The organism is Pseudomonas tehranensis, from assembly GCF_014268615.1.
Taxonomy (GTDB): domain Bacteria; phylum Pseudomonadota; class Gammaproteobacteria; order Pseudomonadales; family Pseudomonadaceae; genus Aquipseudomonas; species Aquipseudomonas tehranensis.
Map to the genome: position 1 here is coordinate 1 of NZ_JABWQV010000131.1, position 13,103 is coordinate 13,103.

General features: G+C 60.6%; 12 protein-coding genes. All 12 read right to left on the reverse strand.

The features are described from left to right. Positions 1-121 precede the first annotated feature (121 nt). Complete coding sequence (astE, locus tag HU811_RS17700; protein WP_076383740.1) at positions 122-1,129, reverse strand: succinylglutamate desuccinylase; 1,008 nt, start codon at positions 1,127-1,129, stop codon at positions 122-124. Positions 1,130-1,140: 11 nt separating this feature from the next. Next, a complete protein-coding gene (locus tag HU811_RS17705) occupies positions 1,141-1,428 on the reverse strand; it encodes a topoisomerase II (protein ID WP_092392973.1) in 288 nt (95 codons plus the stop codon). Between the two features lie 69 nt (positions 1,429-1,497). Further along, a complete protein-coding gene (gene astB / locus HU811_RS17710) occupies positions 1,498-2,844 on the reverse strand; it encodes an N-succinylarginine dihydrolase (protein ID WP_092392976.1) in 1,347 nt (448 codons plus the stop codon). 141 nt (positions 2,845-2,985) lie between these two features. Beyond that, positions 2,986-4,455: a succinylglutamate-semialdehyde dehydrogenase gene (gene astD / locus HU811_RS17715; RefSeq protein WP_186657238.1), complete on the reverse strand. Its 1,470-nt coding sequence runs from the start codon at positions 4,453-4,455 to the stop codon at positions 2,986-2,988. Continuing rightward, positions 4,452-5,477: an arginine N-succinyltransferase gene (gene astA / locus HU811_RS17720; RefSeq protein ID WP_076383737.1), complete on the reverse strand. Its 1,026-nt coding sequence runs from the start codon at positions 5,475-5,477 to the stop codon at positions 4,452-4,454. The genes astD and astA overlap by 4 nt, the downstream gene beginning before the upstream one ends. 54 nt (positions 5,478-5,531) lie before the next feature. Then, positions 5,532-6,551 carry an arginine/ornithine succinyltransferase subunit alpha gene (gene aruF / locus HU811_RS17725; RefSeq protein ID WP_047228784.1) on the reverse strand — a complete coding sequence of 340 codons (1,020 nt, stop codon included), beginning with the start codon at positions 6,549-6,551 and terminating at the stop codon, positions 5,532-5,534. Positions 6,552-6,732: 181 nt separating this feature from the next. Further along, on the reverse strand, positions 6,733-7,953 hold the full coding sequence (locus HU811_RS17730) for an aspartate aminotransferase family protein (protein ID WP_186657236.1): 1,221 nt from the start codon (positions 7,951-7,953) through the stop codon (positions 6,733-6,735). A gap of 434 nt (positions 7,954-8,387) precedes the next feature. Further along, the gene (gene argR, locus HU811_RS17735) at positions 8,388-9,368 is read right to left on the reverse strand and encodes a transcriptional regulator ArgR (RefSeq protein WP_092392989.1); all 981 of its coding nucleotides are present in this window, start codon (positions 9,366-9,368) and stop codon (positions 8,388-8,390) included. A gap of 113 nt (positions 9,369-9,481) precedes the next feature. After that, the gene (locus tag HU811_RS17740; RefSeq protein WP_186657237.1) at positions 9,482-10,246 is read right to left on the reverse strand and encodes an ABC transporter ATP-binding protein; all 765 of its coding nucleotides are present in this window, start codon (positions 10,244-10,246) and stop codon (positions 9,482-9,484) included. Positions 10,247-10,302: 56 nt separating this feature from the next. Then, complete coding sequence (locus HU811_RS17745) at positions 10,303-11,001, reverse strand: ABC transporter permease (protein WP_186635882.1); 699 nt, start codon at positions 10,999-11,001, stop codon at positions 10,303-10,305. Next, the gene (locus tag HU811_RS17750) at positions 10,998-11,687 is read right to left on the reverse strand and encodes an ABC transporter permease (protein ID WP_092392998.1); all 690 of its coding nucleotides are present in this window, start codon (positions 11,685-11,687) and stop codon (positions 10,998-11,000) included. The genes HU811_RS17745 and HU811_RS17750 overlap by 4 nt, the downstream gene beginning before the upstream one ends. A 90-nt stretch (positions 11,688-11,777) precedes the next feature. Further along, on the reverse strand, positions 11,778-12,551 hold the full coding sequence (locus HU811_RS17755) for an ABC transporter substrate-binding protein (RefSeq protein WP_092457323.1): 774 nt from the start codon (positions 12,549-12,551) through the stop codon (positions 11,778-11,780). Positions 12,552-13,103: the final 552 nt, after the last annotated feature.

A 13,103-nucleotide genomic window follows, 5' to 3' on the forward strand; every position in this document is an offset into this window, starting at 1 on the left:
CCTTGTGGGAGCGAGCCTGCTCGCGATGACAGAGTGTCAGTCGCCAACAATGTCGGCCGATATACCGCTATCGCGAGCAGGCTCGCTCCCACAGGGGGCATGTATTGAGTCTACATTCGGGTCAGGCCAGGTTTTCATCCGTGGCCGGCACGATCAGGATCCCCGCCCGCAAGCCATTCTTGACCTTGGGGTTCGGGAAGATGATCCGCGCACCTTCTTCTTCGATGACCCAACGGGTCTGGGCGATGTCTTCAGCCAGGACATAGCCTTTGCCCAACTCCGAGAAGTTCTCGATGTCCGCTGGCAGGTTCAGGCGAAAACTGTCGCTGTGCTTGATGATTTCCCGCGCGACGCTGAACAGTTGCAGGCCGTCCAGACTTTCGTCCGATTCGGGCTCGGTGCCTTCGATGATCTGTTGCAGACGGGTTTCCAGCAGACTGACGTTGACGCCGTCGTTTTCCCCGAATGGCCGGGCTTTGCCCAGTTCCAGGGTGAAAGACTCGGCACCCAACTGGTCATAGGTGTAGGCGCTGAACACAATGGACGGTTTGTTCTGCAGCAGCACCGCTTCCATGCCGGCGGCGCGCAGCCGCGCCAGTTCACGGCGTGAATGCTGGCGACCTTCCTTCCACGGATACAGGGCGAATTGCTCGATCTTCGAACCCCGGATAGCGGTGTGCAGGTCGTAATGCAAGCGACTGCGGTCCGGCACGCTAAAGAAACTGGCGGCCAACCGCTCCAATTCGCAAGCCCGCAACGCCTCGGCGCCGCCGCTCAGCTCATGACGACCGTTGAACAACCGGTTGACGTCCTGCTCGACAAAACGCTCTCCGCGGCGGATGGCCTCCGGATTGCCGAACAGAAACAGAATGCGTGCCCGTGGCTTGAGATCCCCACGGGCGATGTCGTGCAGCAACCGATCAAGCAATTCGATCGGTGCGGTTTCGTTGCCGTGGATACCGGCAGACAGCAACAGGTCCTGGCCATTGTCCCGGGCCTGGGGCGGCTTGACCTCCAGCGCGCCCTCGCTCAGCCAGCGCATCCGTACGCCTTCGACAGTCAGTTGAGTCTTCTCCGCCGGTTCGCGGCCGGCGAGGGTCAGTTCAAGCAATTTGCCGAGGGCGAGCATAGCGCGGCTCCTTAATGGTCGTGGCCGCAATCCGGACCATGGACATGATCATCGTCGCCCATGTCGGCCGGTTCCATTTCCAGTTGCAGGCTCACCAGGTTGGTGGCCAATGGGCGCAGCAACAGGTTGGCGTATTCCTCATCCCCCTCCTCGACGTCGACGCCGATCAGCAACTGACCGCGGCCGTCCTGCTGGATCCACACCTCTTTGCCCTGCCACATGACCGCAACGCGGGTGCAGGAGGTTTCCAGTTGGGTGCCGTCGGTGTCTTCAAGGATCAGTTGCAAGGTATCGCTCATGTTTTTACGTTCTCGTCGGGGGAAAAGGCAACGCGCCCTGCTTTGACTGTAGTCAGGTCGCGCGCGCTTTCAATTGATCTGGAAAGGATAAACCGCGCCAAGTTTAAGGATTTGTGTCAGCTCATCCAGTGCCGCCCGGCATTCGAGCAGTAGCTGCGGGTCCGCCAGGTCGTTTTCGGTCATGCGATCGCGGTAGTGACGCTCGACCCATTGGGTCAGCGAATCGTACAACGGCGCGGTCATGATAACCCCTGGGTTGACGGCGGCCAGTTCGGTTTCATTGAGGGCCACGCGCAGCCTCAGGCAAGCCGGACCACCGCCGTTCTGCATGCTTTGCTTGAGGTCGAAGACTTTCACTTCGCCAATCACCCCGCCAGAGCCCGTCAGGCCTTGCAGGTACTGCCAGACACGTTCGTTGCCGCGACACTCTTCCGGCACGATCAACAGCATCGAGCCGTCGGGACGCGACAGCAACTGGCTATTGAACAGGTAGGAACGTACCGCGTCATCGACGGTAACCGCCGAACGCGGCACGCACACCGACTGAAATTTCCCACCGACCTTGGCGAGTTTGCTGCTCAGTTCGGCCAGCATCCGGTCGGTCTCGAGAAACGCATCTTCGTGATAGAACAGCACTTCGCCGTTGCCCACCGCGATCACGTCGTTATGAAACACCCCCTGGTCGATCACTGACGGGTTCTGTTGGGCGTACACAACGCCCTCCTCCCTCAGACCATGCAGACGAGCGACCGCCTGAGAAGCTTCCAGGGTCTGGCGTGCCGGGTATTTCTGCGGTGCGGGATAACGGGTGTCGAAGGCGCTGCGGCCGAACACGAAAAATTCAACACCCGCCTCGCCGTAAGCCCGACAGAAACGCGTGTGGTTGGCCGCGCCTTCGTCGCCGAATTGCGCCACCGCCGGCAGCGCGGCGTGGTGGGCGAAGTGCTGCTGATCGGCAAACATCGCCCCCAGCACGCGACTGGTGGTCGGGTGTTCAATGCTGCGGTGATATTTGCAGTTCAGGTTGGCAGCGGTGAAATGCACGCGGCCATCAGCCGTGTCGGCGCTCGGGCTGACCGTAGCGGCATTGGCCACCCACATGCTGGAGGCCGAGCAACTGGCGACCAGCAGCGGCATCGCTTCTTTGGCAGCCTGCTGTATGACCTGGGCATCGCTGCCAGCAAAACCCAACCGACGCAGGGCCGCCACATCAGGACGCTCCTGGGGCGCCAACACGCCTTGCTGGAAGCCCATGTCCATCAACGCTTTCATTTTCGCCAGGCCCTGCAACGCCGCTTCCTTGGGGTTGGAGGACTGCTGGCTATTGCTCTGGGACGCGACGTTGCCGTACGAGAGCCCGCCGTAGTTGTGGGTCGGCCCCACTAGACCGTCAAAGTTGACTTCATAGGATTTCATCAGCGAGGCTCCACGAGAATCTGTTTTTTATAGGCATCAAGTAACGGTTCATCGAACACCGCGGCGCGGCTATCGCGGGCAAGCCTTGCTCCCACAGGTTTTGCATCATATCTGTGGGAGCGAGCCTGCTCGCGATGGGGGCTACACCATTCTCACACCGGGGGTCAGGGCAGCCGGCATGACAAGGCTTGGGGTTTCCAGTGACGCCACCGGGTACGCGCAATAATCAGCCGCATAATAGGCACTGGCGCGGTGGTTGCCCGAGGCCCCGACACCGCCGAACGGCGCGCTGCTGGCGGCGCCGGTCAGTTGTTTGTTCCAGTTGACGATGCCGGCACGGCTCTGCAGCCAAAACTGCTGGTAACGCGCCTGGGAATCCGACAGCAGACCCGCAGCCAGGCCATATTGGGTATTGTTGGCCTCGGTGATTGCCGCAGGGAAATCCGCGTAACGAATCACCTGCAGCAACGGCCCGAACAGTTCTTCATCAGGACGCTCGGCCACCGCTGTCACATCCAGGATGCCCGGTGTCAGCAACGCAGCCTGGGCCAGCGGCTGGGTCATGGCCAACAGCGGCACGGCACCCAGGCCCAGCAAATGGTTTTGCGCATCCATCAGCGCCTTCGCTGCGCCCAGGGAAATCACCGACCCCATGAACGGCGCCGGTTGCTGATCAAAGGCGCCGACTTCCAGCGTCGAGCTGACCGCCACCAGACGCGCCAGCAAGGCATCGCCCCACGCCCCTTGCGGCACCAGCAGGCGCCGTGCGCAGGTGCAGCGCTGGCCGGCAGAAATGAAGGCCGACTGAATGATGGTGTAGACCGCCGCATCGACGTCCGCCACTTCATCCACCACCAGCGGATTATTACCGCCCATTTCCAGCGCCAGGATCTTGTCCGGGCGCCCGGAGAATTGTTGATGCAAGAGGTTGCCGGTGCGGCTGGAACCGGTGAAAAACAACCCGTCGATGCCCGGATTCGCCGCCAGGGCGATGCCGGTTTCCCGCGCGCCTTGCAGCAGGTTCAGCACGCCCGCCGGCAGACCGGCCTCGACCCAGCACTTGACCGTCAGCTCAGCGACTTTCGGGGTCAGCTCGCTGGGCTTGAACAACACCGTGTTGCCGGCCAACAAGGCCGGGACGATGTGCCCATTGGGCAAATGGCCGGGGAAGTTGTAAGGGCCGAACACCGCCACCACACCATGGGGTTTGTGGCGCAGCACGGCGGTGGCGTCGCCCAGGGGGCCGCTCTTCTCGCCGGTGCGTTCGCGGTAGCTCTGCACGGAAATGGCGACCTTGTTGACCATGCTGGTGACTTCGGTCGTCGCTTCCCACAACGGCTTGCCGGTTTCTTCACCGATGCAGTGAGCCAGTTCATCCGCGTGGCTCTTCAAGGCCGCGGCAAACGCTTCCAGCACCTGGATACGCTCATCCAGCGAACGGCGGGCCCAGTCCGGAAAGGCCTGACGTGCGGCCTGCACCGCCGACTCCACCTGCGCGGCCGTGGCGCCATTGCCCGACCACAGCACTTGCTGAGTCACCGGGTTCAACGACTCAAAGAGGTCACCCTGACCTTCCAGCCAGCTTCCAGCGATGTACAGCGACTTCATTATTTCGACTCCCGAGCAGCGGACAACGCAACGGCACGCACCTGATCGCCGGCGTTGAGTTGAAGACGTTTGGCCGTCAGCGGATCCACCACCAGGGTGCCTGCGGCCAAGCGTGCCGGCGCAGCAGTGATGCGGCAGTCTTCGCGTTTGCGGTTATGCATGATGAACGGCGTCGCGTCGTCGCCCGGCGTGCCGATGGCCAATACCAGTGCCTGGCTGTCGCGAATCGCGCGGATCTTGCCGGTTTCGCATTCAACGGCCGGGCCGGCGTCGAAGATGTCGACGTAACCCTGGTAACTGAACCCTTCGCTCTTGAGCATCGACAGCGCAGGCTCCGTGTCGGGATGAACCTGGCCGATCACCGCCCGGGCATCCTCCGACAGGAAACAGGTGTACAGCGGAAACTTGGGCATCAGTTCAGCGATGAACGCCTTGTTGCCCACGCCGGTCAGGTAATCGGCCTGACTGAATTCCATCTTGAAAAAGTGCCGTCCCAGGCTTTCCCAGAACGGCGAGCGACCTCTGTCATCGGACATGCCACGCATCTCGGCGATGATCTTGTTGCCAAACAGGTTCGGGAACTCGGCGATGAACAGCAGCCGCGCCTTGGCCAACATGCGGCCATTGAGGCCAGTGCGGTAGTCAGCGTGCAGGAACAGCGAACACAGCTCGGAATTGCCGGTCAGGTCGTTGGCCAAAAACAGCGTCGGGATTTCCCGATAGATGTTCAGCTCCTGGGAGGCGCTGACCGTCAGGCCGACCCGGAAGTTGTACCAGGGCTCGCGCAGCCCAACGGCCCCGGCGATGGCGGAAATGCCCACCACGCGACCGTCGTCGTCTTCGAGCACGAACAGGTAGTCCGCATCGCCACGTCCGGCTTCGCCGCGAAAAGTCTTCTCGGCCCAGCCGACCCGATGAGCCAGGCGCTCCTCGTTGGCCGGCAAGGTGGTCAGGCCGGTGCCGGTGCTGCGGGCCAGGGCAATCAGAGCGGGTAAATCGCTGCTGCGTACGGGACGAACGATCATGCTATCTCCTCATACGGGCCGCTTGCGCCACCCGCGAAACTCAGCTGTAAAGCGTTAAACCGCCACCAGGCGCACGCTGGCACCCTCGCCGACGCCCAAGGCTTCGGCCGCTTCCATATCCAGGGTCACCGGTTTGCCGGGCGCGTAGTCGAGTTCCAACAAAACGGCGCGGTAATCCTGCAACTGGGCGTTGGCCACCAGGTATTGCCGGCCGGCGCCCTTGACGGGCTCACCGAGCTTGACCGGCACCACGCGGCTCTGGGCAATCGAGCGGATCCCCGAAACGCGCGCATGCAGTGTCGGGCCACCGTCAAAGATGTCGATGTAATGATCGGTCTCGAAACCTTCGCGCATCAGGATATCGAAGGTGATCTGCGCACGCGGATGGACCTGCCCCATGGCTTCCTGGGCGGCGTCCGGCAACAGCGGCACGTAGATCGGATAGTGAGGCATCAGCTCGGCGAGGAAGGTGCGGCTCTTCAGCCCGCACAGGCGCTCGGCGGCAGCGTAGTTGAGGTCGAAGAAGTTGCGACCGATGGCGTCCCAGAACGGCGAGTCGCCATTTTCGTCGCTGTAGCCGACGATCTCGGTCACCACCGAATCGGCAAAGCGCTCCGGATGGCTGGCGACAAACAGCAGGCGCCCACGCGAATTGAGCTCCGACCACGGCGAGCCGACCAATTCCGGCACCACATAGAAGCTGGTCAGCAGGCTGTTACCGGTCAGGTCGTGGCACTGAGAGAGCACGTGGATCTTGTTGTGGATCTTCAGCTCACGGGAAGCGTGAACGAACGTCTCGTTGCGAAAACTGTAGAACGGCTCGGAATAACCGGCCGAGGCCACGATGGCCGAACAGCCCGCCAGCTTGCCGGTCGCGGTGTCTTCAAGGACGAAGAAATAGCTTTCTTCGCCGTTGAAGCTGACTTCGGCGGCAAACGAGGCTTCGCTCGCGGCGATCTTGTCGCTCAGGCGTTCCACGTCATCCGGCAAGGAAGTGACACCGATCGGACTGTCCGCAGCCAGACGCTGTACCTCGCCCAGATCCGCCATTTGTGCGGGGCGCATCACCAGCATGGTGTCACTCCTTTACTTGAAATAAATGGTTCGACCAGCAGGTCGATACACAGAGAAAAAATAGTCAGTGTGGGAGCGGGCTTGCTCGCGAAGGAGATTTAACCGTCAACATTTGCGTTGAAAGTGATGGCCTCTTCGCGAGCAAGCCCGCTCCCACATTGATCCGACTCAGCTTGAGAAATCAGGCTTGCGTCAGCTTCGCCGCGGCCCGCTCGAAGCGGTCCAGGCCGGCATCAATGTCGGCATCTTCGACCACCAGGCTCGGGGCGAAACGAATCACGTCCGGACCGGCCTGGAGGATCATCAGGCCTTCCTGCTCGGCGGCATTGAAAATGTCCTTGGCCTTGCCTTTCCAGGCGTCGTTCAGCACACAGCCGATCAGCAGCCCCAAACCACGCACCTGGGTGAACAGGCCGTATTTCTCGCCGATCTGCTCCAGGCGGGCCTTGAACTTGTCATGCTTGGCTTTGACGCCGGCGAGCACCTCAGGCGTATTGACCACATCGATCACCGCTTCGGCCACCGCGCACGCCAGCGGGTTGCCGCCGTAAGTGGTGCCGTGGGTGCCGACCACCAGATGCTTGGCCAACGCTTCGGTGGTGAGCATTGCCGCGATCGGGAAACCACCGCCCAGGCTCTTGGCGCTGGTGAGGATGTCCGGGACCACGCCGTAATGCATGTAGGCGAACAGGTGGCCGCTACGGCCCATGCCGGTCTGCACTTCATCGAACACCAGCAGCGCGTCGTGGGCATCGCACAAATCACGGGCCCCTTGCAGGTAACCCAGCTCGGCCGGCAATACGCCGCCCTCGCCCTGGATCGGCTCCAGCACCACGGCGCAGGTCTTGTCCGAAATGGCCGCTTTCAAAGCCACCAGGTCGTTGTAGGGAACGTGGGTAATACCGGTGATTTTAGGCCCGAAACCGTCGGAGTACTTCGATTGCCCGCCCACGTTCACGGTGAACAGCGTACGGCCGTGGAAGCTGTTAAGTGCGGCAATGATTTCGTATTTTTCGCTACCGAAACGATCGAACGCGACGCGACGGGCCAGCTTGAAGGCGGCCTCGTTGGCTTCGGCGCCGGAGTTACAGAAGAACGCCCGCTCGGCAAAGGTTGCATTGACCAGTTTATGGGCCAGGCGCAGGGCCGGCTCATTGGTAAAGACGTTGGACACATGCCACAGCTTGTTGGCTTGTTCGGTCAGGGCAGCGACCAGTTTCGGATGGGCGTGTCCCAATACGTTGACCGCGATACCGCCGGCGAAGTCGATCAGTTCGCGACCGGACTGGTCCCACACGTGGGAACCGGCGCCACGCACAGGGATGAAAGCAGCAGGCGCGTAGTTGGGGACCATAACCTGATCGAAATCGGCGCGTTGTACGGCGGCTTGCTCAACGGACATCGGAGTCTCCTGAAGAGGAACACCCGCCTGGAACTGGCGAGCGATGAGGGGATTGTAAGGACAGTTTTCAGCCCGGCCTTGTCGCCAAGCGACAACTTCTTATAGCGCCAACCCCCGTTTTTAGCGGGTTTATGGCAATGCGACAAATAGCGTCGCAAAGGCGCAGTTTAAACGTTGTCGCGGGATTTTAGGCGCTGGCTTCTACATTTCCCTGGCCAGCCACAACGGTAGTTTGAGAGGCGTTGTCTGTGGCGAGAGGGCTTGCTCCTGCTGGGCGCGCGGTAGGAGCTGTCGAGCGGAGCGAGGCTGCGATCTTTTCCCAGACACTTGAGCCTCAAGCGAAAGATCAAAAGATCGCAGGCTTCGCCAGCTCCTACAGAGCCCAGCGGGAGCAAGCAGCTCCCTCGCCACAGGTAAGTTGCGCCTTATAGGCCCTAGCCGCGCTCGGACGGCACCGACGACAGTTCGAAGGGGCTGCTACTGCGCCGCTGGTTGCGGTCTTCCCGAGGCGTGGCGCCGAAGAAGTTGCGATAGGCGCTGGAAAAATGCGGCCCCGAGGAAAAGCCGCAGGACAGGCCGATCTGAATGATCGATTTGCTGGTCTGCATCAGCATCTGCCGGGCCTTGTTCAGGCGCAATTCCAGGTAGTACTGGCTCGGCACACGGTTGAGGTATTGCTTGAAAATCCGCTCCAACTGGCGACGAGACACGCACACATGCTGGGCAATTTCGTCGGTGGTCAGCGGCTCTTCGATGTTGGCTTCCATCAACAGCACGGCCTGGGTGAGCTTCGGATGACTGGAGCCCAGACGGTTCTGCAAGGGGATGCGCTGGCGCTCGCCGCCCTCGCGGATGCGCTCGACCACCAGCTCTTCCGAAACCGCGCCGGCCAGTTCCGCACCGTGATCTCGGGCCAGCACCGCCAGCAGCAGATCGAGCACCGACATGCCACCGCACGCGGTCAGGCGATCGCGGTCCCAGTCAAACAGATGGCTGGTGGCAATGACCTTGGGGAAACGCTCGGAAAAGTCATCCTGCCAGCGCCAATGCACGGCGGCGCGGAAACCGTCGAGCAAGCCCAACTGGGCCAATGGGTAGACACCGGCGGACAAACCACCAATCACACAACCGGCACGCACCAGTTGTTTGAGCGCGCTGCTCAGGGGCGGCGCAAGAGCCGTCGGTGGCTCGTCGGCCAGCAGGAACAGCTTATGCAAGCCTTCGAGTTTGCCAGCCCAAGGTTCGCCCGGTAGCTGCCAGGCGCCTTCGGCCTGTGGCTCGGCCTGCAGGAACGACAATTCGTAGACGACATCCGGATGCACCCGCTGAGCAACACGCAAGGCCTCCTCGGCCAGCGCCAGCGTCAAGGCTTTAGTGCTGGGCCAAATCAGGAAACCAATTCGATGGGCAGTCATGGTGGGCAATCCGAAGCGAAAACAGTGTTAAAGCCAAAAGCGGCTGCAACCAAATTAGACCATCTGGCGCACGGTGCGCAGCATGACCTGAATCAGGTGCGTAACGGGAGCGATTACTTGAGGCTGCCCGAAAGAAATTGTTGCAGCCGCTCCGATTGCGGATTGACCAGCACTTCGCGCGGGTTGCCGCTCTCTTCGACGATGCCTTTATGCAGGAAGATCAGTTGGTTCGACACCTCACGGGCAAAGCCCATTTCGTGGGTCACCACCACCATAGTCCGGCCTTCCAGCGCCAGGGCCTGCATCACTTTGAGCACATCGCCCACCAGCTCCGGATCCAGGGCCGAAGTCGGCTCATCGAACAGCATGACTTCCGGCTCCATTGCCAACGCCCGGGCAATCGCCACGCGCTGCTGTTCGCCGCCGGACATGTGGCCAGGGTAAGCGTCCTTGCGATGCGCCACGCCGACCTTGTTCAGGTAGTGCTCGGCCTTTTCGCGCGCCTCGGCCTTGGCCACGCCCAGCACATGCACCGGCGCTTCCATGATGTTTTCCAGCGCGGTCATGTGGGACCACAGGTTGAAATGCTGGAACACCATCGACAGTCGCGAACGCATGCGTTGCAGTTGCTTGGGGTCGGCGGCTTTCAATGCGCCGTCCTTGCCGGACACCAGTTTCAGCTCTTCGTTGTTGAGCAGAATCTTGCCGGCATGGGGTTGCTCAAGCAGATTGATGCAACGCAGGAAGGTACTTTTGCCCGAGCCACTGGAACCGATGATGCTGATCACATCGCCGGCGGCGGCCTTGAGGGATACACCCTTGAGTACCTCGTGACTGCCATAGCGTTTATGCAGGTCTTGGACTTCGAGCTTGTACATGCGGTCGGTTCTCACAAAACGTCAGTCGTTGAGCAGTCGATCGGATCGATGCGTTATCAGTGCTTGCGCGGGGCCAGGTAACCCAGCCAGCGGCGCTCGGCCAGCTTGAACAGGCGCACCAGGATAAAAGTCAGGCACAGGTAGAAAACGCCGGCCGTGATGTAAGCCTCGAACGGCAAGTAGTACTGCGCATTCACCGTGCGCGCGGCACCGGTGATGTCGATCAGGGTCACGATGGAGGCCAGGCTGGTGGTCTGCAACATCATGATCACTTCATTGCTGTATTGCGGCAGCGCCCGGCGCAGCGCCGATGGCAGCAGGATCCGGCGATACAGCTTGTAGCGCGACATGCCCATGGCCTTGGCCGCCTCGATCTCACCGTTAGGCGTGGCCCGCAGGCTGCCGGCGATGATTTCGGCGGTGTAGGCGCTGGTATTGATGGCAAACGCCAGGCACGCACAGAAGGTCGCGCTGGACAGCCATGGCCAGAGGAAGCTCTCGCGTACGGCTTCAAACTGCGCCAACCCGTAGTAGATCAAAAACAGCTGAACCAGCATCGGTGTGCCGCGAATCACATAGGTGTAGAGCCAGGCGGTCATGTTGACGATCGGCTGTTTGGACACCCGCATCAGACCCAGGGGCAATGCCGCCAGCAAGCCAAAGAACAGCGACAGGGCCAACAGCTTCAAGGTGGTCAGCAGGCCACTGAAGTACAGCGGCAACGCTTCATAGATGACGTTGTAGTCGAAGATCATAGATCAGCCGCCCTTACGCCTACCGAGTAGCGCTTCTCAAGTTGACGCAATGCCAGCAACGAGACACTGGTAATCACCAGGTACATCGCCGCCACTGCCAGGAAGAAGGTGAAAGGCTCGCGGGTGGCATCGGCCGCCTGCTTGGCCTTGAACATCATGTCTTGCAGGCCCACCACCGAAATCAGCGCCGTGGCCTTGGTCAACACCAGCCAGTTGTTGGTGAACCCCGGAATCGCCAGACGAATCATCTGCGGCACCATCACCCGGAAAAACACCTGGAACCCACTCATGCCATACGCCACGCCCGCCTCGGCCTGCCCCTTGGGGATGGCCATGAACGCGCCGCGAAAGGTTTCCGACAGGTACGCACCGAAGATGAAGCCCAGGGTGCCGATACCGGCCGCCAACGGGTTCAGGTCGATGTAATCGTCATAGCCGAGCATCGGCGCCACGCGATTGAGCAGGTCCTGGCCGCCATAGAAAATCAGCAGGATCAGCACAAGGTCGGGAATGCCGCGAATGACCGTGGAATACAGGTCGCCCAACCACGCCAGCCAGCGCACCGGCGAGAGGCGCAACGCGACGCCGATCAGCCCCAGGACAATGGCCAGGGCCATGGACGACAAGGCGAGCTGAAGCGTCAACCATGCGCCATCGAGGATGACAGCCCCGTAGCCTTTCAACATGATTCAGGTCCTCGAGAGTGGGATGAAAAAATGGCGCAAACCGCAGAGATCCTGTTGCTTGCGCCATTTCGCACGAGTGGCGGGACGTTGTTACTGGCCGTAGATATCGAAGGCGAAGTACTTGTCCTGGATTTGCTTGTATTTGCCGTTCTCGCGAATGGCGGCAATCGCGCCGTTGATCTTGTCCTTGAGAGCATCACCCTTGCGCACTGCGATGCCTACGCCGTCACCGAAGTATTTGACATCGGTGAAGGCCGGGCCCACGAACGCAAAGCCCTTGCCGGCGTCAGTCTTGAGGAAACCGTCATCCAACAGGGTAGCGTCTGCCACGGTGCCGTCGAGGCGGCCGGCGGACAGGTCCAGGTAGATTTCATTCTGCGAACCGTACGGTTTGATCTCGGCACCCAGCGGGGCCAGGACTTCACGGGCAAAACGCTCGTGGATCGAACCGCGCTGCACGCCGACATTCTTGCCTTTGAGCTCGGTCAGGCCGTCGCTGACCTGGGTACCGGCCTTCATCACCAGACGGGCTGGGGTGTTGTAGTACTTGTTGGTGAAATCAACAGACTTCTTGCGATCTTCGGTGATGGACATGGAAGACAGGATCGCGTCGATCTTGCGCACCTTGAGCGCCGGGATCAGGCCGTCGAACTCCTGCTCAACCCACACGCACTTGACCTTCATCTCTTCGCACAGCGCATTGCCGATGTCGTAGTCGAAACCGACGATACTGCCGTCCGGGGCTTTCGAGGCGAACGGAGGGTAAGCCGCTTCAATACCGATTTTCAGGGGCTTTTCTGCGGCGAATGTCGACAGGGACAGCACGGACAGTGCCAGGGCGCCAAGCAGCACAAGTTTCTTCATCTTGGAACTCCATCGGGAAAGGGCAAAAACGGCAGAGTGAGCAACAGCCCAATATGCGAATGGGTGAAACGAACTTTAGTGCTGCGTCCTAAGAAAGCGTGCGTCAATTCAACGCAGCTCACGACGAGCGAGTGATCGGCATTCTAACGACAGGTCCGAAGCCGATATTTCTTCAATGCGACAACAAATTACAGAAGCACCGAAAACGCGAACCGAGCGCATTGACAGCCCCGCAAATTCATGCAAGAGCAAAAGAAAGGCAACCGATCTATGCTGCAAATAGCGGGCCCATTATTCGCAAACCCTTCTAATCCGGCAAGCACAGCGTGTCGTCTTGTTTTTTGAGGACCGAGAAAAAGCCCTGAAACGGGGCTTTGCGTTGCACATCGCCCTGTAATGGCGCCTTTGGTTACACATTTCGAAACGTCGGTAACGTTCGGACACTTCTTACTTTGAAGATCGATATTTATTCGCAGACTACATTCAGGCACGCAGCTTCATAGGCTCCTGCGGCATGGGCTTTTGTGGGAGCAAAGCTTGCTCGCGATGCAG